At 71.2% G+C, this 22,471-nt stretch carries 13 protein-coding genes and 1 pseudogene; 9 read left to right on the plus strand and 5 right to left on the minus strand.

What is annotated here, in order from left to right:
- Positions 1 to 178: 178 nt before the first annotated feature.
- Together RN901_RS00005 and RN901_RS00010 are read right to left on the minus strand one after the other, a co-directional pair.
- Positions 179 to 928 carry an alpha/beta family hydrolase gene (locus RN901_RS00005; protein WP_310754575.1) on the minus strand — a complete coding sequence of 250 codons (750 nt, stop codon included), beginning with the start codon at positions 926 to 928 and terminating at the stop codon, positions 179 to 181.
- Positions 925 to 2,196 (minus strand): annotated as a pseudogene (locus RN901_RS00010) (MFS transporter); the annotation flags it as partial. The pseudogene RN901_RS00010 and the gene RN901_RS00005, both read right to left, overlap by 4 nt.
- A 209-nt stretch (positions 2,197 to 2,405) precedes the next feature.
- Between RN901_RS00010 and RN901_RS00015 the strand changes: the two are divergent.
- The 9 genes from RN901_RS00015 (at position 2,406) to RN901_RS00055 (ending at position 10,340) form a co-directional block, all read left to right on the plus strand.
- Positions 2,406 to 3,200 (plus strand): enoyl-CoA hydratase-related protein, encoded by a 795-nt coding sequence (locus tag RN901_RS00015; RefSeq protein ID WP_310754579.1) that lies wholly within the window; start codon positions 2,406 to 2,408, stop codon positions 3,198 to 3,200.
- Between the two features lie 45 nt (positions 3,201 to 3,245).
- A complete protein-coding gene (locus RN901_RS00020; protein WP_310754580.1) occupies positions 3,246 to 4,466 on the plus strand; it encodes a thiolase family protein in 1,221 nt (406 codons plus the stop codon).
- 25 nt (positions 4,467 to 4,491) lie between these two features.
- Complete coding sequence (locus RN901_RS00025; RefSeq protein ID WP_310754582.1) at positions 4,492 to 5,340, plus strand: enoyl-CoA hydratase; 849 nt, start codon at positions 4,492 to 4,494, stop codon at positions 5,338 to 5,340.
- Positions 5,333 to 5,851, plus strand: a complete 519-nt coding sequence (locus RN901_RS00030; RefSeq protein WP_310754584.1) for a GNAT family N-acetyltransferase — start codon at positions 5,333 to 5,335, stop codon at positions 5,849 to 5,851. The genes RN901_RS00025 and RN901_RS00030 overlap by 8 nt, the downstream gene beginning before the upstream one ends.
- The gene (locus tag RN901_RS00035; protein ID WP_310754586.1) at positions 5,848 to 6,705 is read left to right on the plus strand and encodes a 3-hydroxyacyl-CoA dehydrogenase family protein; all 858 of its coding nucleotides are present in this window, start codon (positions 5,848 to 5,850) and stop codon (positions 6,703 to 6,705) included. Before RN901_RS00030 ends, RN901_RS00035 begins: the two co-directional genes overlap by 4 nt.
- A gap of 22 nt (positions 6,706 to 6,727) precedes the next feature.
- Entirely contained in the window at positions 6,728 to 8,083 is a 1,356-nt protein-coding gene (locus tag RN901_RS00040; protein WP_310754588.1) for an aspartate aminotransferase family protein, read from the plus strand.
- Between the two features lie 31 nt (positions 8,084 to 8,114).
- The gene (locus RN901_RS00045) at positions 8,115 to 9,020 is read left to right on the plus strand and encodes an SDR family NAD(P)-dependent oxidoreductase (protein ID WP_310754590.1); all 906 of its coding nucleotides are present in this window, start codon (positions 8,115 to 8,117) and stop codon (positions 9,018 to 9,020) included.
- A 127-nt stretch (positions 9,021 to 9,147) separates the two neighbouring features.
- Entirely contained in the window at positions 9,148 to 9,366 is a 219-nt protein-coding gene (locus tag RN901_RS00050; protein ID WP_310754591.1) for an acyl carrier protein, read from the plus strand.
- A gap of 62 nt (positions 9,367 to 9,428) precedes the next feature.
- Positions 9,429 to 10,340 (plus strand): alpha/beta hydrolase, encoded by a 912-nt coding sequence (locus RN901_RS00055; RefSeq protein WP_310754593.1) that lies wholly within the window; start codon positions 9,429 to 9,431, stop codon positions 10,338 to 10,340.
- A gap of 30 nt (positions 10,341 to 10,370) precedes the next feature.
- On the opposite strand, the gene RN901_RS00060 is transcribed toward RN901_RS00055, so the two are convergent.
- The 3 genes from RN901_RS00060 to RN901_RS00070 are packed head-to-tail and all read right to left on the minus strand — an operon-like array spanning position 10,371 to position 22,410.
- Positions 10,371 to 12,137 carry a solute carrier family 23 protein gene (locus tag RN901_RS00060; protein ID WP_310754594.1) on the minus strand — a complete coding sequence of 589 codons (1,767 nt, stop codon included), beginning with the start codon at positions 12,135 to 12,137 and terminating at the stop codon, positions 10,371 to 10,373.
- Positions 12,134 to 15,712, minus strand: coding sequence for a beta-ketoacyl synthase N-terminal-like domain-containing protein (locus RN901_RS00065; protein ID WP_310754675.1), 3,579 nt, complete (start codon positions 15,710 to 15,712; stop codon positions 12,134 to 12,136). Before RN901_RS00065 ends, RN901_RS00060 begins: the two co-directional genes overlap by 4 nt.
- Positions 15,658 to 22,410: a polyketide synthase gene (locus RN901_RS00070; RefSeq protein WP_310754596.1), complete on the minus strand. Its 6,753-nt coding sequence runs from the start codon at positions 22,408 to 22,410 to the stop codon at positions 15,658 to 15,660. Before RN901_RS00070 ends, RN901_RS00065 begins: the two co-directional genes overlap by 55 nt.
- Positions 22,411 to 22,471: the final 61 nt, after the last annotated feature.

Genomic DNA, 22,471 nt, shown 5'->3' on the forward strand with positions numbered 1-22,471 from the left:
CATACCCACCATAATACACACCACATGGCGGGAGATGCAAGGGGACGGAGCTAGCTCGTCCGGGATGACGGCGACACCGAAATGCCGCGACAAATCAATAGAGTTAGGTAATTTATGGACGACATGGGACTCGACTGGAAGACGCGAGCGTTCTATGGAATACAGCCCCGCGGGAACGTCAGGGAGAGGGCTCGAGGCCAGTCGACCAGGCGGCCGCGGAGGCCGCGATTTCGTCCGCCACCTCCTCGTTCGTGAGGTCGCTGCGCTTGAGGACGCGGAAGGAGTGGTCGGCGCCCTCCAGCTCGTGGAGCGTGGCGAGTGGGCCGAGCGAGGCGCACGTCTCTTCGATCAGGTCCCGGCGGGCGAGCGCGTCCCGCGTCCCCTGCAGGAAGAGCATCGGCACCGTCACGCCGCCGAGGTGGGCCGCGCGCTCGGCGGCGCGCTCGGGACGGCCGGGCGCGTGGAGCAGGAATCCGAAGAAGACGAGGCCGCGCACCCCCGGCAGCGGCGCGTCGGAAGCGGCGGTCGAGGTCATGCGACCCCCCATCGACTTGCCGCCCGCCAGCAGCGGAAGCCCGTCCGCCAGGGCGGCGGCCTTCGCGACGGCGGCTCGGACGGTCTCCACGAGGATCGGCGGCCGGTCGGGAGGCCGGCGGCGGCCGGAGAGCGCCCGCGCCTCCATGTAGGGGAAGTGGTAGCGAAACGATGCGATCCCCTGCCCCGCCAGCCGCTGCGCCATGTCCGACATGAACGGGTGCTCGATCCCCGCCCCGGCCCCGTGCGCGAAGGCGAGCATGGCGCGCGGCTCCGGCGGGCGCACAAGCAGCGCCGACACTTCACTCACGCGGAGGGAGACGAACTGAGCCTGCTCGGAGAAGCGATGCGTCTCGCCGACCTCGCCGGCCGCGCGCGGAGCAGGCCCGCTCACGGCGACTTCGTGTCCGGCTGGTCACGCGGTTCGTGCGCGGCGACCGGGCCCGTCCAGCGGTCCGTGGGATCGAGTGCTTCTTCCGCCGTGGGATCGCGCGGCGCCGGGATCCGGAGCGCCAGCCACAGGGCGATGGCCGACGCCGCGGCCCCGACGAGGAACGGGCTCTCGATCGAGTACAGTTCGAACAGGTGGCCCGCCGCCAGCGGCGCCAACACACGGCCCAGGCCCCCGGCCACCTGGCTTCCGCCGAGCACGGACCCCTGTGAGTGCTCATCCGTGTTCCGCGAGATCAGGGCGTGGAGCGACGGGAAGATGAGTCCCGTCGCCGCCGCCCAACTCGGCACGAGGAACCAGAGTTGCCAGCGGTCGGCCAGGAACGGGATGGCGCCCACGCCCAGGGCGAGCAGCGCGCACCCCGCGCGCACGGTGTTCGGTTCGCCGAACCGCTTCACGATCCGCCCGACGAGCCCGCCGCGCACGATCACGGTGACGCCTCCCGCGAGCGTGAACACGAGACCCATGTCCGCAGCCGTCATCGCGAACACGCGCTCGGTGTAGAGGGCGAGCACCGACGTCATCGAAGTGAAGCAGGCGAGCGTCAGAAAATACACGACGAGGAGCAGCCACAGCGGAAACCGCGTCAGAGAGCCCAGCCACATCCCGACGGTCGCGGCCTCCCCCTTCGACGCGTCGGCCCGGCCGGAGCGGAAGTGCCGCGACTCCGGCAGCAGGACCATCGCCGCCATCAGGTTCAGCAGGCACAGCCCCCCGGCGACGTAACCCGGTGCTCCCAGCCCGAAGCGGCTGAAGAACCCGCCGATCGCCGGTCCGAGCATGATCCCGAGGCCGGACGCGGCCCCGATGAAGCCGAGTCCCCGGGCCCGTTCCTCGCCCTCCGTGGAGTCCGCGACGTATGCCTGCGCGATCCCGAGCGTCCCGCCGGCGGCACCCGCCGTCGCGCGAGAGATGAGGAGGAGCCACAGGTTGTCCGCGAGCGCGAACAGGAGGTACGAGAGCGCCGACGCCAGAAGCCCGATGAGGAGGAGGCGCCGGCGTCCCACCCGGTCGGAGAACCGTCCCCAGATCGGTGCCGACAGGAGTTGCGTGATGGAGAACGAAGCGATGATGAGGGTGACCCAGCGCGGCGAGGCGCCCAGTTCCTCGGCGTAGAACGGGAGCAGCGGGAGGACGATGCCGAAACCCATCATGTCCACCATCACCGTCCCGAACAGGACGCCGAGTCCGGAGCGTCTCAGCATGCGAGCAAGGTCTTCACTCTGGTCACGACACCCCGGGCCGACTCCACGTTGCGCTCCGAATCGCGTCCGCGTGACGGAGCGGAACTCGTGGAGAACTCACTGTACGTCACGCGGGAGCCGGGATAGTTTGACCGTCCGCCGCAAGCCGGGGGAAGGCCCGGCGCGGCGGCCTCTCGCACCTCATCTTTCGAGTGGTTCTCAAGAGGAAGGAATCCATGGCTGACACGCTGATTCGTTATGCGGCCGACGACGGCGTCGCGGTCTTCACGATCGACGACCCGCCCGCGAACACATACACGTACGAGATGATGCGCGACCTGGACGACGCGATCCTGCGCGCGCGCTTCGACGAGAACGTCCACGTCATCGTCATCCGGGGCGAGGGAGACAGGTTCTTCTCCGCCGGGGCGAACATCAAGATGCTCCAGACCTCGGACCCCTACTTCAAGTACTTCTTCTGCTTGCACGCGAACGAGACGCTGACCCGCCTCGAGCACACGCCCAAGCTCGTGATCGGCGCCCTCAACGGGCACACCGTGGGCGGCGGACTCGAGATCGCGCTCGCCTGCGACATCCGGATCGCCCGCCGGGACGCGGGGAAGATCGGGCTGCCCGAGGTCAACCTCGGCGTTCTCCCGGGGACGGGCGGGACGCAGCGGCTCGGCCGGCTGCTCGGGAAGCCCAAGGCCATCGAATTGATGGCGGAGGGCCGCACCTTCGGGTTCGAGGAGGCGCTGGAACTGGGGCTCGTGAACAAGGTGTTCGAGGGGGATGACGAGGAATTCCACGCGCAGGTGATGGAGTACGCGCGGCAGTTCACGCCGCCCCACAAGGCGTCGCGCGCGGTGGGCCGCATCAAGCGGTCGGTGTGCAGCGGGGTCGAGGTGCCCTTCTCCGAGGGCCTCGCGATCGAGCGCGAGCTGCAGCAGCTGCTCTTCCAGGGGGACGATGCGCGCGAGGGTCTCGCGGCCTACGTCGAGCGGCGGGCACCCGAGTTCGCGGGCCGCTAGGGCGCGGCGGATCGGGCAGAGACGGCAGGAGCAGGGAGCGGAGCGATGAGCGGCGCCGACCGCACGCCGGTCATCATCGACGCCGTCCGCACGCCGGTGGGACGCGCGGGCGGCGCGCTCTCGTCGATTCGGGCCGACGACCTCCTGGCGCACGCGATCCGCGCCCTTGTGGAGCGGACCGGGGTCCCGGCCGGCCGCATCGAGGACGTGATCGCCGGGTGCACGAACCAGGCCGGCGAGGACAACCGCAACGTGGCCCGCATGGCCGGCCTCCTGGCCGGACTCCCCGTCGAGGTCGCGGGCCAGACCGTGAACCGGCTCTGCGGGTCCGGGCTGCAGGCGGTCGTCGCCGCGGCGCATGCGATCCGGGCCGGCGAGGGCGACGTGTTCATCGCGGGCGGGGTCGAGAGCATGTCCCGCGCGCCGTGGGTCATGCTGAAGACGGACCGGGCTTTCTCGCGCGTGCCGCCGAAGCTCGCGGACACCACCGTCGGCTGGCGCTTCGCGAACCCCGCCATGCCGGAGCCGTGGACGATCCCGCTCGCCGAGACCGCGGAGGTCGTGGCGGAGGACCACGGCGTCCGACGCGGGGAGCAGGACGCCTTCGCGGTGGAGAGCCAGCGCCGCGCCGCCGCCGCGATCGAGGCGGGCCGGTTCGCCGACGAGATCGTCCCGATCGAAGTCCCGCAGCGGAAGGGCGACCCCCTGCGGGTGGAGGGCGACGAGCACCCCCGCCCCGGCACGACCCCCGAACAGCTCGCCCGCCTGCGCGCCGCCTTCCGGGCCGACGGCACGGTGACGGCGGGCAACGCTTCCGGCATCAACGACGGGGCGGCCGCCGTCCTCATTACAAGCCGGGCCGCAGCGGACGAACTCGGCCTTCGGCCGATGGCCCGCGTGGGGGCCTCGGCGGTCTCCGGCGTGGAGCCGCAGCGGATGGGGATCGGCCCCGTGCCCGCCACCCGCAAAGCCCTTCAACGCTCGGGACTTATGGTTGATGACCTCGACCTGATTGAACTCAACGAGGCGTTCGCCGCGCAGGCCCTGCCCTGCATCGCCGAACTCGGCCTCGATCCGGACCGCGTGAACGTGAACGGGGGCGCGATCGCGCTCGGCCATCCGCTTGGCTGTACCGGCGCCAAGATCCTCACGACGCTCGTGCACGAGATGCGGCGGCGGGGCGCAGCCCACGGGCTCGTCACCATGTGTATCGGGGTCGGCCAGGGGATCGCGCTCCTCGTGCACCGCGACGCGGACACGGCATGACGCCGGCGGATTCGGCGGGGTCGACATGAGCGAGGCACACGTCCTGATCGAGATCGAGGACGGCGTGGGGACGCTCACGCTGAACCGGCCGGACAAGCTCAACGCATTCATCGGTGAGATGCGGAGCGAGATCGCCGGCGGGATCGAGGCGCTCGGCGCGGACGACGGGGTGCGCGCGGTCATCATCACCGGAACCGGGCGGGCGTTCTGCGCCGGCGCCGACGTCAAGTACCTCACCCATCTCATCGAAACGCGGGCGGTCGACGAGGCCGTCGCCCTGGTCGAGGCGGGACGCCGGGTCGCGGGGGCCATCCGGGGGATGCCCAAGCCCGTGATCGCCGCGGTGAACGGGCCCGCGGCGGGGGGCGGCGCGAACCTCGCCCTCGCCTGCGACCTCCGGATCGCCTCCGAGACGGCGTCGATCGGCCAGACCTTCAACCGCATCGGCCTCCACCCGGACTGGGGCGGGACCTACGCCGTGCCCCGTCTCGTGGGTCCGGCGCGCGCCGCGGAGCTTTTCTTCTTCGCGGAGATGGTTCCGGCCGCCGAGTGCGAACGAATGGGGCTCGTGAACCGCGTGGTCCCCCCGGAGGAGCTCATGCCGCTCGCCCGCGAGTGGGCGCGCACGCTGGCGCGGAAGCCGGCCCTGCCCCTCCGGCTCGCGAAGGAAGCGGTGCGGCGCTCCCTCTCGTCCAGTTTCGGCGAGATGATGGACTACGAGACAGCGGCGCAGAAGGCGTGCTTCGAGTCCGCGGACGCGCTCGAAGGCGTCCGGGCGTTCGTCGAGAAGCGGACGCCCCGGTTCGGGAGCGGCGGCGAGGGCGGCGGAGAGGCGGAGAACCCGGGGACGACGGAGGCGGGTGAGCGTGTCTGAGACCGTCACCATTCGACAGGCCCACGTCGGCGACATCGATGAACTCGTCGCGATGTGGACCCGGTACATGCGGATTCATGCCCTCAATCCCGCCTACCGCCGGCTTCGCACGGACGCGCTCGAAACGCGCGCGGGGATGTTCCGCCGCCATATCGAAGAGGCCACGAGCGTCGTCTTCGTGCTGGAGGCGGAAGACGGCGGCCTCGACGGCATGCTCGTCTGTTTCGTGGAGGAGAACGAGCCCCTGTTCGACCCGCCGCGCTACGTGCGCATCCAGACCCCGTTCGTGAGGCGGGAGGAGCGACGCAAGGGGAACCTGCGGCGCCTGCTGCGCGCGGCCTTCGAGTGGGCGACGGACTGGGACATCCACGAGGTGCGCCTCTTTACCGGAGCGGACAACCTGATCGCGAACGCGCTCGCCGATGACCTCGGCTTCGAGGCCATCGAGGTCGTGCGCCGGTACTCGCTCCGCCCCGAACCGGAAATGAACCCGGAGGACTGGATCGAATGACGGCTCGTCCGGCGCTGGCCGTGCTCGGGGCCGGCACGATGGGACACGGGATCGCCCAGGTCGCGGCGATGGCCGGCTACGACACCCGGCTGTTCGACGTCATGCCCGACGTGCTGGAGACGGCGCGCGAGCGCATCGAAGCCAACCTCCGCAAGGGGATCCAGCGCGGGAAGGTTACGCCCGAAGCGCGCGACCGTGCGCTCGACGGATTGTCGTACAGCCGGTACCTGAGCGAAGCCGCCGCCGGTGTCGGGATCGCAATCGAAGCCGTTCCGGAGAAGCTCGATCTCAAGCAAAAGGTTCTCGCGCGGTGTGCGGAGGCGGCCGCCGACGGCGCCCTGCTCGCCACGAACACCTCTTCCCTTTCCATCACCGCGCTCGCGGAGGGGCTCCCGTCGCCCGACCGCGTGATCGGGATGCACTTCTTCAACCCCGTCCACATCATGGCGCTCGTCGAGATCGTGCGTGGGGCGGAGACCTCCGACGAAACCGTGGCGACGGCGCGGGAGGTCGCCGAGCGCCTGGGGAAGACGCCGATCGTCATCGCCGACTCGCCCGGGTTCGCCTCCTCGCGACTCGGGCTTGCGCTCGGGCTGGAGGCGATCCGCATGGTGGAGGAGGGCGTGGCGAGCGCGGAGGACATCGACACCGCGATGATGCTTGGCTACCGGCATCCCATGGGACCGCTGAAACTTGGAGACCTCGTCGGACTCGACGTCCGGCTCGACATCGCCCGCTACCTGCACGAGGCGCTGGGATCGCCCGTCTTCGAGCCTCCGGCCCTGCTCGAGCGGATGGTGGCGGCGGGCCGCCTCGGCCGGAAGAGCGGACGCGGCTTCTACCGCTGGGACTGACGCCAGGAACCAGGAGACACTCGTGAGCAACGTACAGACCGCCCCGCAGACATCCTCGACCCACTCCGCCGCCGCCGCACCGGAGACGGAGTCCCGGACGCGGGCGCTGACCGCGGCGCAGAGCGACTACCTCTATCCCTGGGTTCGTCCCTACTACGGCGAGCCGCTCGCGCTCTCCCGGGGCGAGGGCGTCTGGCTCACCGACGTGGACGGCGACGAGTACCTGGATCTGTTCGCGGGCATCCTCACGACTTCGGTCGGCCACTGTAACCCGGCGGTCGTGGAGGCGGCGCGCGCACAGATGGAGCGGCTCGGACACACCTCGGCCCTCTACGTGACGGAAGGCCAGATCGAGGCTGCGCGCTCCCTGGCGGAAATCACGCCGGGCGCCCTCCGCACAAGCTGTTTCACGAACAGCGGCACGGAGGCGGTGGAATCCGCCGTCGCGACGGCGCGCCTGTACACGGGGCGGCACGAGATCGTCGCGCTGCGGCTCTCCTATTCGGGCAGGAGCACGCTCACGAGCCACATGACGGCGCAGGGCGCCTGGCGTCTGCCCGGCGGGGGCGTCGACGGGGTCGTGCACGCCCGGTCGCCGTACCTCTACCGATCTCCGGTCGGTGCCGGCCCCGAGGCGACGGACTTCTTCATCGACGACCTCGTGGAAGTCATCGAGACGACCACGGGCGGGAAGCCGGCCGCCTTCTTCGCCGAGACGATCCAGGGCGTGGCCGGCGTCATCGTGCCTCCCCCGGACTATTTCCGGAGAGCGGCGGAGGTGATCCGGAGCTACGGCGGCCTCTTCATCATCGACGAGGTGCAGGCGGGGTTCGGCCGGACCGGGGACCGCTGGTTCGGGATCGAACACTGGGGCGTCGAGCCGGACATCATGGTGATGGCGAAGGGGATCGCGAACGGATTCCCCGTGGGGGCGACCGTCACGCGGCCGGAGATCGCCGAGGCCTGGCAGGGGCCGTCGATCTCCACGTACGGGGGCAACTCGGTCTCCATGGCCGCGATGGGCGCCACGCTGGGCGTGATGACGAGCGAGAACGTGCGGGCCCGCGCCGCCGAGCGGGGTGCGCAGCTTCGCGCGGGGCTCGAAGAGCTGAAGAGCACGCACGACTGGATCGGGGAGGTGCGGGGCATGGGGCTGATGCAGGGCATCGAGATGGTCGAGGACCGCTCCGGGAGAGCGCCGGACGGCGGGCGGGCCGGGGCGCTGCTCGAGGCGGCCCGCGAGGAGCGTCTGCTCATCGGGCGTGGCGGCCTGAACGGGCATGTGATCCGGATCGGGCCGTCGCTTCTCATCACGGAAGATGAGATGGCGGAGGGCATCCGCCGCCTCGGGGCCGCCTGCCGGCGGATCGACGGCTGACGCGGCGGGCCGCGCGCGAGGGCGTCCGGACATGAGCCGTCTCGCCGGGCGCGTGGCGATTGTGACGGGCGCCGGCCGCGGCATCGGCCGGGCCCACGCGCTCGCCCTGGCGGCCGGCGGGGCGAGCGTCGTCGTCAACGACCTCGGCACGGGCGTGCACGGCGACGGCGCCGATGGCGGGCCAGCCGAATCCGTCTGCGCCGAGATCCGGGCCGGCGGCGGCCGGGCCGTGGCCAGCCGTCACGACGTCTCCGACTGGACCGCCGCCCACGACCTCATCGCCCTCGCGGTCGAATCCTTCGGCGGACTCGACGTGCTCGTGAACAACGCCGGCATCCTCCGCGACCGGGCGCTGTTCAACATGTCGGAGGACGAGTGGGATGCCGTCGTGGCCGTCCACCTCAAGGGCCACGCCGCCCCCACCCGTCACGCGCTCGCCTGGTGGCGCGCGGAGGCGAAGGCCGGTCGGCTCCGCGCCGCCTCCGTCATCCACACGACCTCCTCCTCCGGGCTGTGCGGGAACTTCGGACAGGCGAACTACGGGGCCGCGAAGATGGGCATCGTCGGCCTCTCGAAGGTGCTCTCCATCGAGGGAGCCCCCTACGGCGTCCGCTCGAACGTGATCTCGCCCTCGGCGCGAACGCGCATGGTCGCCGGCATGACGGGCGCCGATCAGCTGGCGGGGCCCGACGAGGCGGGATACGACCCGTTCGGGCCCGAGCACGTCGCCGCTCTCGCGGCGTGGCTCGCGGAGGCCGACTGCCCGGCCCGCGACCAGATCTTTCATGTGTCCGGGCGACGAGTCCGCGTGCTGGAGGTCCCGGGCATCGCGTTCGAGGCCCGCGCGGAGCGCGACTTCACGCCGGCCGCGCTCGCCGACGCGCTGGCGGACCGGCTCGTCGCTCCGCTCGGCGCCTTCGACCTGATCGTTGGCTGAAGTATCGGAAACGAGCCGGCGCTTGACGCTGTCGGCATCGGCGCTAGAGTATCGTGGGCGGTAGAGTATCGCCCCGCGAATCATCGCAGGCGTACCCAATCCATACCCTTTGCGAAAGGCTGCTCCAATGGCCGCTGAAGCTCGCCTCAGAGAACTCGTCAACGAGCATCTGGATCTGGGCCGTGAACCCCAGTGGGATGGTGGGCTCGCGGATTCAGGCGTTTCCTCGCTCGATGCCGTCGCCTTCAAGAAAGTCGTCGAGTCGGAGTTCGGCGTCTCGATCCCCCCGGAGTGCTTTGACACGCTGCGCAAGCTGGCCGCGTACATCGACTCCCAGGCCGGCTGAACGCACCTCGCCGGCTTTGACTGCGCCCCCCCGGGCCGACCGGTTCGGGGGGGCGGCCTGACATGACTTCCGGCGCCCTTTGGGAGATACCGGAACCGCATTCCGTGGACGATGTCCGGCACGACGACGGCAGCGTCACGAGAGTGCGGCGACATGGGAACACCGGCGGCCGCCGTCTGCTCGTGGGCCACGGCAACGGTCTCGCGGTCGACCTGTACTATCCGTTCTGGTCGCGGTTCCTGGACGACTTCGATGTGTTCGTCTACGACCTGAGAAACCACGGCTGGAACGCCATCGGTCCGCGCGACGAGCACAATGTCCCCAACATGATCCGGGACCAGGAACAGGTCGTCGAGGCCATCGCGGCCCGTTACGGACCGGCGCCGACGATCGGCGCCTTCCACTCTCTTTCGGCGCTGACGGCGCTCCTCTCGGATTCGCTCGGCACCGGTCGAACCGGTGAACTCGCCGCCTGGATCCTCTTCGACCCCCCCCTCTTCAAGCCGAGGCTGGGCGAGGCCGAGTTCGACAAGTCCGCCGACCGGTCGGCGGAACTGGCACGCCGCCGCACGGACCGGTTCGGCAAAGCGTCGGAGTTCTCGGAACTCCTCCATCATCTCGTGCTGTCGCGCGCGGTGCCGGGGGCCGCGGACCTGATGGCGCGCACGGTGCTCCGCGAATCCGCGGACGGGGAGAGCGTCGAACTTCGGTGTCCCCGCGAATACGAGGCGCAGATCTTCGCCTACGCGCGCACCTACGCCTTCCTCGTGGACCTGGGGACCCTTCCCTGTCCGACCAAGGTCATCGGGTCGGATCCCACGATGACGTTCTCGTACATGCCGTCGTTCAACCTCAGCCACATCAACACGGTCGACTACGACTTCATACCGGAAGCCACGCATTTCCTGCAGGTGGAGCATCCCGGGGAGTGCGTCGAACTGATGCGCGACTTCCTCGAGGGCCACGGCCTGTAGGCCCCGACGGCCCGCCTCGCGGGACCGTCGCTACTTGCCCCCGCTCCGCGCGGCGGAGACCGCGACCCGAACGGTGATGATGTCGGTGTCGTGGTACTGCCGATGGCGCACCGACGAAGCGAGGTGCCGGAGGAGGCGCAGCGACACTTCGCTCTCCGCGGAGGTCTCCTCCACCTCTCCGCTGAGCAGCGCGAGACGATCCTGGAGGTTCTCGTCCCGCGGGGCGACGACGAATTCGAGCGCCACCTCACCCTTGTCGCGCTGGGCGGCCATGACGAGTCGCCGCCGGGAGGGGTCGTCTCCGGCCGCCTCCGGCCGGGCCAGCGAGAGGAGCGCCTCCTCGGCGGCGGCGTCCAGGCGGTCCGCGGCCTCCGCGTCCAGGCCGGCCTTCGCCGCAAAACTCCCGAGAAAGTCCCGGATCCGGGGCAGCGCCGATGGACCCGGCTCCGTTTCGATGCGTGCCCGGCGGGGTCCGGTCAGGCGCAGGAAAGAGGTCAGCGCGATGGCGGTGAAGCCTCCCGCGTTCATCCCGTTGGCCAGCAGGCCGCCGGCGAATGCGGACACCTGGTCGGGGAGGATGAGCCCGTACTGCAGACTGACGCCGGTGAGGAATGCGAGGCCGACGACGATGCCGTTGCGAACATCGAGGCCGCCCTGCAGGACGATCTTGAGGCCGATCGCGAACAGCATCGCGAGGAGCACGGCCAGGTACGCCGCGAAGACGGGATCCGGGATGGCGAGCACGACCGCAAAGACCTTGGGAAGGAAGGCGAAGGCGATGAAGGCGGCGCCGGCCGCCAGTCCCACACCGCGCGCCGCGACCCCGGTGAGCTGCGTGAGGGGCACGCTGGTCGTGGTCGCGCTGCCCGGCACCGTGCCGGCGCACCCGGCCAGAAGGTTGCCCACCCCGTCCACGGCCACCGCGCCCTGCACGGCCCGGAAATCGGTCGCACGACTCGCGCGCCGCCACGACACCCGCTGGACCGCGACGGCGCTGCTCATCGTCCGGATGGCCGCGATCACGGCCACGAGCAGGAAGGAGGGCAGGAGCGTCCAGAAGGCCGGCCCGAATTCGAGGTCGAAGCCCGGCGGGCGCGCGCTCGGAAGAGCGATCCACGTCGCGGCCGCTATGCGTTCCACGTCGTACAGGCCGTAGAAGGCGGCGATCGCGGTACCGACGATCACGCCGATGACCGGGGCCCACAGGCGGAGCGCCCCCGTCCCGCGCAGCGCGAGGCATCCGATCAGGATCAGCGTGACGAAGAAGCTGAGCGGAGCGCCCGGCAGCGCGCCGCCATCGGGCCCGGCGGCAAGTAGCCCCGACACGAAGGGCAGCACCGTCACCGGAATCAGCATGATCACCGTGCCGGAGACGGATGGGGTCAGGATCCGCTGGAAGAGCGACAGCCGCCAGGAGAGCAGGAGGGGGATGAATGCGGCGACCACGACGAGGGTGGCGAGCAGCGCCGGACCGCCCTCCGTGAGCGCCATGATGCTGGCCGGGATGAAGGCGCCGGAGGTGCCCATCAGGAGGACGTGTCCGGTGCCGAAGCGCCCCATCCGGACCGCCTGCAGCATCGTCGCCAGCCCGCAGACGGTGACGGAAGCGAGCACGGCCCACGACAGGTACGCCTCGCCGACGCCCGCGGCCCGCATCACGACCAGCGGGATCAACACGATCGCCGCGATATTGAGGACCGCGAGCTGGAGCCCGACGCCGATCGTCAGGGACGTCGGGGGCTTCTCGCCGGGCTCGTAGCGGACGCCGGACCCGCCGTCGGCCGCGGTGGCGTTCAAGCCCCGGTCTCGATCCAGTGGCGCCTGCGCTGGAACGGGTAGCCGGGGAGCGCGATCCGGCGTCTCGTTTCGCCCGCGAACAGCCCCGCGAAGGAGACGGGAAGGCCGGCCTCGTACGCGCTCGCCACGGACTCCGCGAAGGGCGTTTCGACGCCGTCGTCCGCGTCCGGCCAGTCGGAGAGCGCCGTCGGACCCGCGGACGAAGCCGCCCCGATTTCCACCACGAGGTCCACGCCGAGATCCGCCAGCGCCTCGGAGGCGCGGCCCGGATCCTCCTGTGTACGCGCCTGCTCGCGCCAGTAGGCTCCATCCGGTGCTCCGGCGGGGTCCATCCTGCGACCCGTCACCTGGCTGACGATCGCCACGGAAGGCGCGGAAAACTCCATCTCCTTCGCCGCGGCCTCCAGGTCGTCGAGGGGATCGTGTGCGGAATCCCCCGCCTCGCCATCGGGCACGGCGGCTGCCAGACGCTGTTTCGGCCGGGCCATGGCGGCCCCTCTCGCCGCGGCGAGCCGCAACCCGTCGTCCAGGCTGAAGACGCCGGCCGCCCAGGCCGCCGCCAGTTCGCCGACGCCGTGGCCCGCCACCGCGCCGGGTCGGATGCCCACGCTCGCCCAGAGCGCCGCGAGCGCGCAGGCCAGGGCGTACGCGGCCGGCTGCGCCCACTCGGGGTCCCGCGGCGTCCCCGGCGCCCCGGCCCGACCGAACATCGCGTCGAGGAGCGACGCCCCGTCCCGTTCTTCCTTCAGCACTGCGTCGCAGCGATCGAGGATGGCGCGGACGACCGGCTCCCGATCGTACAGATCGGCGCCCGAGCCGTCCCGTGCGTTCTCTTCTCCGGCGAAGACGAAGGCCACCTTCGGAGCGGTGACCGGTCCGGCATCGCGGCGCCATTCGTCGTCGACCGCCTGCTCCGCGAGGACGTTCAGCCCCTCGCGAAGCGACGTCGCGTCGCGGAACACGAGGCCGGCCCGGTGGGCGAGGTGAGTCCGGCCGACACCCGCCGTCCATGCCATGTCCGCGAGCACCGAGTCTCCGGCGCCATCCTCCTCCGGCGTCTCCCCGCCGTGCCCCTCCAGCCACTCGATGTACAGCCCCGCCAGCTCCTTCAACGCGCGGGGCGACTTCGCGGAGAGAGGCAGGACGCGGGCCTCCCGGGGAGCGGCGGCGGCGAGCGGCGGCGAACCCGCCGACTCGGGCACGGCGACCGGAACGGCGACCGCCGGACCCGCGGGCATGCGGGCGCCGTTCAGGCTGGCAGCGCGGTCCGGCCCACCGTTCCCCTCGACGACGACGTGCGCGTTCGTCCCCGAAATCCCGAACGAACTCACGCCCGCCCGGGGCGGCCGGTCGCCGTTTGCCGGCCACGCCACGGCCTCGTCGGTGACCCGCACCGGGAGGTCCTCCCAGGCCAGATGGGGGTTCGGGTTGTGGAAGTGGAGCTGCTTCGGTATCCGGCCCTCGTTCATGGCCAGGACGGCCTTGATGAGGCTCGCGATCCCGGCCGCGCACTCGAGGTGGCCGATGTTCGTCTTCACCGAACCGATGAGGAGAGGCCGCTCCTCGTCGCGTCCCCGGCCGTAGACGGCGGCGGCCGCCTGCACCTCGATCGGGTCGCCGAGATCGGACCCCACCCCGTTCGCCTCTAGGTAGTCCACCGACGCCGGCGGGACGCCCGCCTGGGCGAGCGCCCTCTCGATCACGCGTTCCTGGGCCGGCCCGTTGGGGACCGTGAGCCCCGCGCTCGTTCCGTTCTGGTTGACCGCGGATCCGCGGATCACGCCCCAGATCCGGTCGCCGTCCGCCTTCGCATCGGCGTGCCGCTTGAGAACGACCATCCCGCAGCCCTCGCCGCGCACGAACCCGTCCGCCGCCGCATCGAAGGTGTGGCAGAATCCGCTCGCCGAGAGCAGCCCGACCTCCTTCATGAACGTGGCCGTCTCGGGCCACAGGATCGCGTTGACGCCTCCGACGAGGGCCAGTTCCACTTCTCCCTGCCGGACCGCGGCGGCGGCCTGGTGGACGGCCACGAGCGAGGAAGCGCACGCCATGTCGAGCGGGACCGCGGGACCGGTGAGACCGAGCGCGAAGGAGATCCGGCCCGCGGTCACGCTCATCGTCGTCCCCAGGTACCCGTGCCCGTGGCCCATGGCCGCGGCGAGATCCCGGTAGTCTCCCGTGGTGACTCCGGCGTAGACCCCCGTATTCGTGCCCTTCAACTGCGCCGAATCCAGGCCCGCATCCTCCAGCGCGTGCCACGTCGTTTCGAGCAGGAGGCGCTGGCGGGGGTCCATCATGCGCGCCTCGATCGGGGTGATCCCGAAGAAGCGCGCGTCGAACTTGTCGATGTCCTCGAGGAAGGCGCCGCGGCGCGCGTCGTGATCCTCCGAGGCGGGATCTCCGGCCACGCCGTTCCAGGGGCCCGCGTCCCGGCGCCCGTCCGTGACCGCATCCGTCCCGGCTTCGAGCTGGCGCCAGAAGGCGGCGAGGTCCGGCGCGCCGGGGAAACGGCACGCCATGCCGACGATCGCGACGCCGTCGTCCTCGTCCCGGGCCGGGTCGCCCTCGGAAGGCTGGGCCCGAACCTCGGCCGCGGGCTCCGGCACGGGCGCCGCGGCCGGGGCCGGCGCGTCGCCTCCTTCCCCGAGTTCCTCGGCCAGATGCGCGGCGAGTTCGGCGATGTTCGGATAGTCGAACACGAGCGTATTCGGGGCCGTGTACGTCCCGGCGAACGCCCGGTTCAGCCGGTTGCGCAACTCCACGGCCATCAGCGAGTCCATCCCGAGATCGAAGAACCCCACCGTGGGGGCCGGAGCCGACGACAGGCGCAGGACGGCCTGCACTTCTCCCTGCACGAAGGACACCAGGAGGTCCTCGCGCTCCGCCGCCAGCGACCCCCGAAGCCGGGTGAGGACGTCCTCGGAGCAAGCGTCGTCGCCCGCCCTGGCATCGGACACGGCGGAAAGGAGATCCTCGAGCATGGGCGGGGGATCTTCGACCGCCTCCTCGAACACGTCCCAGTCCATCGACATGACGACGGACGTGGTGGCGTCCTGCCGCACGAGCCGGTCGAACGCCCGCATGCCCTGCTGCGGCGTGAACCAGCGGCCTCCGAGCGCCGACCGCTGCCGGTCGATCCGGTCGCGCTGTTCCGCTGCCTCGCCGATGTCCGACCAGGCGCCCCACGCGATGGCCTGTCCCGGGAGTCCCAGTGCGCGGCGGTGGCCGGCGAGCTGGTCCAGGAAGGCGTTGGCCGAGGCGTGGTTCGTCTGGCCCGGGTTGCCCATGACGCCGACCCGGCTCGAGAAGAGCGTGAAGAAGTCGAGGTCGCGGTCCACCGTGGCGCGGTGCAGGTGCCAAGCGCCGAGGATCTTGGGCCACAGCACCCTCTCGAACCGCTCCCAGCTCTGATTGGGGAGCGCGCCGTCCGACAGCACGCCCACGCTGTGGATCACGCCTCCGAGCGGCGGCAGATCGCGCTCGATGCGCTCGAGCATCCCGTCGATGGCCCCCTGGTCGGTCATGTCGGCCAATTCGACCTGGATCGTCGCGCCGCGTTGCCGGAGCGCGCGGATCGTTCCTCGGCTTCGGGGTCCGGGTCCCGTCGTCCGTTCAGCACGACCGCTCCGGCGCCCCGTTCGGCGAGCCAGTCGGCCACGGCGATCCCGATCCCGCCCAGGCCGCCCGTCACCAGGTAGCTCCGATCCGCGCGCAACGCGCCCCGCACGAGCGGAGGCGTCGTCACGACGATCTTCCCCAGGTGGCGGGCCGAGCGCATGAACGACAGTGCGGCGCCCGCTTCGGCCAGCGGCCACCGGCTGTGGATGATCGGCTCGAGTTCTCCGGCCGAGACGCGGGCCATCAAGTCCCGCAGGATCCGCCCCGCCCATGCGGGGTCCGTCTTCTTGACCACGTCCAGTTCGAGGATCCAGTAGCCCACGTCCGGACGCACGGCCGCCATCTCCTCTTCGGTGAGGATGTCGCGCCGGGCCATCTCGACGAAGCGGCCCCCCTGCCGGAGACAGGCGAGGCTCGCGTCGATGAAGCCCTCGCTCGTGAGGCTGTTCAGGACCACGTCCACGCCCTCGCCGCCCGTCGCCTCGAGGATCTCCTCCCCGAAGTCCGTCGTGCGGCTGTCGAACACATGCTCGACGCCGAGCGAACGCAGATACGCCTGTTTCGGGGCGCTGGCCGTGGCGAAGACCTCCGCGCCGGCCGCCTGCACGAGCTGGATCGCGGCCAGTCCGACACCGCCCGCGCCCGCGTGCACGAGCACCCGTTCGCCCGCTTCCAGCCCGGACAGTTCGAAGGGCAGCGCCGCCGACACGAACGCGCTCGGCACCGTCGCCAGGCCGCTGACGGAGAAGCCTTCCGGCGCGGGAGCGACGAGTTCCTCGTGCGTGATCATCTGGGGCGCGAAGGCGCCGAACCCCAACCCCACGACGTGATCGCCGACCGCCACGGAGGACACGTCGGAACCCACCTCGAGGATGTGGCCGCACATTTCCCGCCCCAGCAGCCCCTCCTCGATGAAGCCGAGCGACCGGAACACGTCCCAGAAGTTGAGGCCGGAGGCCTCGACCGCCACGCGGACTTCAAGCGGTTCCAGCGGCCGCGCGGTCAGGGGCTGTACGTGCGGCCGGTCGAACACGCCCCCTGTGTCCGGTGCCAGCACCCATTCCGTCTCCTCCGGGAACTCGAGGCGCTCGGGGCCCGAGTCCATCCGCACGAGACGCGCCACCCGACGGCTTCCGCGGCGGTACGCGATGTGGTTCTCGGGATCGGGGTAGAGGAATTCGTTCACGAGATCCGGTTCCGGCGCCATCGAGCCGGGATCCAGATCGAGCATCCGTGCCTGCAGGTGCGCCGCTTCCCGGGCCACGCCCTTGCCGAACCCCCACACGGCGGCCCCGGCGAGTTCCCCGCCCCGCTCCCGCTCGAGGATCTGCGCCCCGCGCGTGATGAACCACACGCCCTTCTCGGGGGTGAGGTCCGAATCGCCCACGCCCTGCACGAGCGCGAGCGCGCTCGCCACCGCGCCCTCGATGTCCGCCGCCATTTCATCGGTCGAGGCGCGCTCCCCGTGGCCATCCAGCGCCGCGAGATGCACGGCGCCGTGGAACGGGACATCCTCGGGCAGACTCTCGATCAGCGACCGCCACGCCTCGCGGTCGCCGGCACTCTTTCCGTCCGCCACGACGACGGTCTGGTTCCGCGCCCTCATCTCGGCGGCCAGCCGCTCCGCCACGCCGCCAGCGTCCGCCGCAAGCACCCACGCGCCCGCGGGCTCCGCCACCTTCGCCGGGCCCTGCGCCACGATCACGCCCTTGTCGAGCTGCATGTCGGGATCGGACTCGTCGACGCCGAGGACTTTCACCGCCTCGAAGCCCGCGTCGCCGAGGGCCTGCCGCCACACGCCGGGGCCGGCCAGCGCGTGGTGCGGACGGTAGTCGTCGGCGAAGCGCCACCAGCCGTCGAGCTGCCCGAACGTGAGGTCCATCCAGCCCAGGCCGGTGAGGTTCTCGAGCGCGACCAGCTGCCCGGACGGCGCCATGAGGTCGCGGCAGTGTCCGAGCGTCTCCTCCAGGTATCGCGTCGCGTGCAGCACGTTCGAGGCGATCATGAGGTCGTAGCCGTGGGCGTCGAAGCCCTGGGCGATGGGGTCCTTCTCGATATCCAGCGGACGGTATTCGATGCACCCGCCGCCGTCGCCGAAGCGCGCCTCGGCCTCCGCGAAGAAACCGGCGGAGATGTCGGTGTACACGTACTCGAACCGCCCCGCCGGAAGCTCGGGCAGGACCGACGCGGTCGCCGACCCCGTCCCCGCTCCGACCTCGATCACCCGCAGCCGCCGGCCGTCGGGGAGCGCGGCCACCAGGGCCCGCACCGCCTCCGCCAGCAGTTCGTTCGCCGCGCGCGCGACGGGCGCCTTGAGGTACAGATCCGCGGCTGTCGGCTCCCCGCTGCTGAACAGGAGCGTGAGGGGATCCGCCTCGCCCCGGAGCGCGTCGGCGAGCGCCTCGCCGGAGCGCCGGAAGAGGCCGACCTCCGTGAGACCGTGCGCATAGCGGCCGGCCATCCCGGTCGCGAACTCGTCGAGATCCCGCGGCAGCTGTTCCGGCAACGGATCGTCCGGCCCCACGAGGATGTGGAAGCCGTCGGCCGTTTCCTCCGCTACCCCGGACCAGGCGAGCATCTCGAACATGCGGCGGAAGAGGCGCCCGTGTTCCGGGAGCACGTCCAGCTCCTGCCGGAGTCCCTCGGGGTCCACCGCCTCCCCGGCCTTCCTCCGCCAGCCCAGCTCCTCGAGGGTCGCCAGCGCGCGGGCATGCGACCAGCGCTCGAGGTCCGCCAGCATGGCGTTCCGGTCGTCCGGATCGACCCCGGCGTCGGTCAGGTAGCCGGCGAACAACTGTGCGTTCTCCGCGATGGCGGCGGGGCTCGGGAAGAAATCCGCGGGAGCGATGCCCAGCGGGAGTTCGCGCTCGCGCCATGCGACCTCGTACAGCAGGTCCTTGATCCCCTCGACCGCCGCGAGCATGGCCTGCCGCGTGGCCCGCTTCACCGTGTAGCCGCTCAGCCGGCCGAGCGGCGCGCCGTCCGGGTCGTAGATGCGCAACTCGCCGCTCAGCACCTCCGCGGGCTCGCCCCCTTCGGACTCCGCGGCGCGCGACGCTTCGCTCAGGCGCACATGGCACACCACCCGGTCGGGCAGCCGCCCGGCCAGCCACAGCCGTTCCCAGCCGAACGGGAGATACGTGGCGCCGCCTTCCGACCCCGCCACGTTGCGGGCCACGCCGACGGCCTGGAAGCAGCCGTCCAGCACGAGCGGATGCACGTCCAGCCCGTGTCCCGCCATGGCTCTCGGCAGCGACACCTCGGCCACCGCCTCCCCCGGGCCGGACCAGGCTCGCTCCAGCGTGCGGAAGGACGGACCGAGATCGACCCCCGTGCTCGCGCGGTGCCGGTAGTACTCCGCCGGGTCCACGGGCGAGAGATCGGCCCTCAGGCTCTCCAGGTCGATGCGGGCGCTGTCTTCGGGGTCGGGAACGCCGGCCGCGAGATGGCCCTCCACGTGGACCGTCCAGACGCCTTCGCTCCCCCGGCTGAAGATCTGGACGCCGCGCGGCGCCGACGGGTCGCGGGCGTCGAGCACGACCTGCAGCGTCCGCCCCGCCGCATCCGTTTCGTCCTCGTCCTCATCGAAGACGAGCGGGTTGTGCAGCTGCATCTCCTCCACGACCACCGACCCGCCCTCCTCGAGGAGGGAGGCGGCGATCGTCATGGCCCCGTACAGCGCGCCGGGCGCCACGACGCGGCCGAACACCCGATGGTCGTCCATCCAGGCCGGATCCGAGGGGAACACATCCGTCTCGAAGGTGATCTCGCCGCGGGCGGACTCGTGGCGGGCGCCCAGCAGCGGGTGGCCCGCGCTTCCACGACGGCGTTTCGGCGGCGCGAGCCAGTGGCGGACGCGCTGGAACGGGTAGCTGGGGAGCGAGATCCGTCTCCGCGTCTCCCCGGCGAAGAGTCCGGCGAAGCGAATCGGGAAACCTGCCTCGTACGCCGCGGCGACCGCCTCCACGAAACTGTCCGCGCCCTCGGCCCCGGGCGCATCGGCGGGCGGCGCGTTGACGCTCGACAGGACCGCCGGAGCCGGCGTCTGCGGCGACTCCGGCCAGGCGGAGGCCGCCATCGGGGCCAGCAGCGATCGAGGACCGATCTCCAGCACAAGGTCGACGCCGAGGTCCGCCAACGTCCCGACACCCTGGGCGAAGGCCACCGGCTCGCGCGCGTGCCGCCGCCAGTAGGCCCCGTCCAGCGTCTGCCCGGCCTCCACCGCCCGGCCCGTGAGGTTGCTGACGACGGTGAGGGACGGCGCCTCGATCGCTGCCCCGTCGAGCGACGCCGCGAGTTCGTCCAGGATGGGATCGACGAGGGCGCTGTGGAACGCCCGCTTCGTGTTCAGACGCCGGACCCGGACGCCCTCCGCCTCGAATCGCTTCGAGATGGCTTCGATGTCGGCAACCGGGCCGGAGACCACCTGATGACCGCCGTTGTAGCCCGAGATACTCAGCCCGACGCCGGACGCCTCCGCGTTCACGGCCTCGACCGTCGACGCTACCTGCTCGGGCGACGCGAACACCGCGGCCATGCCGCCCTCCGCCATGCGCGACATCAGCGCCCCGCGCGCCGCGGCGAAACGCATCCCGTCCTCGAGGGAGAACACGCCCGCAGCCTGCGACGCCGCGAGTTCGCCGATGCTGTGCCCGATCACCACGTCGGGGCGGACGCCGAGACTTGCCCACAGCGCCGTCAGCGCGCACTCCAGCGCGTAGAGCGCGGGCTGCTCCCACGCCGTGTCCCCGAGATCCCCGGTCCCGCCCGGCCGGCCGAACATCACGTCGAGCAGCGAAGCGCCTCTCTCTTCGACGAAGACCGCCTCACAGCGGTCCAGGACGGCCCGCGCCACCGGCTCGCTTTCGTAGAGCGCCGCTCCCATGCCGGCCCACTGGCTCCCCTGCCCCGTGTAGGCGAAGGCCACCCGGGCCGGCGCTCCCGCCGGAGCACCCCGATCCAGCGAGGCCAGCGCGACAAGCCGCTCCCGCAGCGACGCAGCGTCGCGGAAGACGACGCCCGCGCGGTGGTCGAAGTGGCTCCGTCCCACACCGGCCGTCCACGCCATGTCCGAGAGGAGCCGGCCCGAGGCGCCGTCCCCGGACGAAGATTCCTCGGCGTGCTCGTCCAGCCACGACACGTACCGTCCGGCGAGGTCGCGGAGCGCGTCCCCGGATTTGCCCGACAGTGGAAGCAGGCGCGCCGCGCGCGGGCCGATGCCCTCCGGCACGGGCACGTCCGCCACCGCCTCCGACATGGAAACCGCCACCGGCACCCCGGCGCCCGCGACCCAGCCCCCATCGGCCCGGGCTTCGTCCGCGGCCTCGTCCGGGACGCGGTATTCCTCCATCACGAGGTGGGCGTTCGTCCCCGAGATCCCGAACGAGTTCACCCCCGCGCGTCGCGGCCCTTCCGGACGGCTCGGCCACTCCATCATCGACGAGGTCACCCGCAGCGGAAGGCGGTCCCAGTCGAGGCTCGGGTTGGGATCGTGGAAATGGAGGTGCTTCGGAATCACGCCACGGTTGAGGACGAGCGCCGCCTTGATCACGCCCGCCACGCCCGCGGCCGATTCCAGGTGCCCGATGTTCGTCTTCACGGAGCCCATGAGAAGGGGGTTGTCCGCATCCCGGCCCTTCCCGTAGACCGCCACCACCGCGTTGGCCTCGATCGGGTCGCCCACCGTGGTTCCCGTCCCGTGGGCCTCCAGGTAGTCGACCTCGAGGGGAGAGACGCCCGCATCCGCCAGCGCCGTCTCCATCACCTCCTCCAGCGCCGGCGTGTGCGGCACCGTGAGCCCCGTGCTCGCTCCGCCGTGGTTCACGGCCGATCCGCGGATCACGGCCCAGATCCGGTCGCCGTCCGCCGCCGCCTCGCTCAGCCGCTTGAGGACGACGACCCCGCACCCCTCGCCCCGCACGTATCCGTTGGCCGACGCGTCGAAGGTTTTGCACTGCCCATCGGGCGACAGCATCATCGCGTCCGCGCGGAGTTCGTAGATGCGGCCGTTGAGGATCGCCTGCACGCCGCCGGCGATGGCCAGATCCGCCCTGCCCTGCTGCAAGTCCGCCACCGCGTCGTGGACCGAGACCATGGAGGACGCGCACGCGGCGTCCACCGCTTTCGCCGGCCCCCGGAGCCCGAGCACGAAGGAGACCCGGCCGCTGGTGCCGTTCAGGTTCGTGCCGCTGAGCGCGTAGAGGCAGCTGGCCGCCTCGGCAGGCTTGCTCGAGTCCACGACGAGCATTCGATACTCGTCGTTGCTGATCCCGGTGTAGACGCCGGTGAGGGTCTCCCTCAGCCCGTCGGGATCGATCCCCGCGTCCTCGAGCGCCTCCCAACTCGTCTCCAGCATCATGCGCTGCTGCGGATCCAGCAGTTCCGCTTCGACGGGTGAGATCCTGAAGAACGCGTCGTCGAACTGGTCGATATCGTCCACGAAGGCGCCGAAACGGCAGCCGTCGCTCAGGACCGCGTTGTCCCCGAAGATCTGACCCCAACGCCCCACGCCGGAACCGGGGACCCCCTCCTGGACGGAGTTCCCGCCCTCCTCGAGCAATCGCCAGAACGCCGGAATGCTCGACGCGCCAGGAAAACGGCACGCCATTCCGATGATCGCGACCGGCTCCGCCCGCCGCCCGTTTCGATCTGCCATGGTTATGGTCCCCTTGCCGGCCGGCTTCCCCGGACCGGACATTTGTTCGGCCGCAACGTCA

The organism is Candidatus Palauibacter soopunensis, assembly GCF_947581735.1.
Classification (GTDB): Bacteria; Gemmatimonadota; Gemmatimonadetes; order Palauibacterales; family Palauibacteraceae; genus Palauibacter; species Palauibacter soopunensis.

Coding starts and splice junctions, on each gene's coding strand:
- RN901_RS00015 (WP_310754579.1), top strand. CDS start 2,406: ATGGCTGACACGCTGATTCGTTATGCGGCCGACGACGGCGTCGCGGTC.
- RN901_RS00020 (WP_310754580.1), top strand. CDS start 3,246: ATGAGCGGCGCCGACCGCACGCCGGTCATCATCGACGCCGTCCGCACG.
- RN901_RS00025 (WP_310754582.1), top strand. CDS start 4,492: ATGAGCGAGGCACACGTCCTGATCGAGATCGAGGACGGCGTGGGGACG.
- RN901_RS00035 (WP_310754586.1), top strand. CDS start 5,848: ATGACGGCTCGTCCGGCGCTGGCCGTGCTCGGGGCCGGCACGATGGGA.
- RN901_RS00045 (WP_310754590.1), top strand. CDS start 8,115: ATGAGCCGTCTCGCCGGGCGCGTGGCGATTGTGACGGGCGCCGGCCGC.
- RN901_RS00050 (WP_310754591.1), top strand. CDS start 9,148: ATGGCCGCTGAAGCTCGCCTCAGAGAACTCGTCAACGAGCATCTGGAT.
- RN901_RS00055 (WP_310754593.1), top strand. CDS start 9,429: ATGACTTCCGGCGCCCTTTGGGAGATACCGGAACCGCATTCCGTGGAC.
- RN901_RS00070 (WP_310754596.1), bottom strand. CDS start 22,410: ATGGCAGATCGAAACGGGCGGCGGGCGGAGCCGGTCGCGATCATCGGA.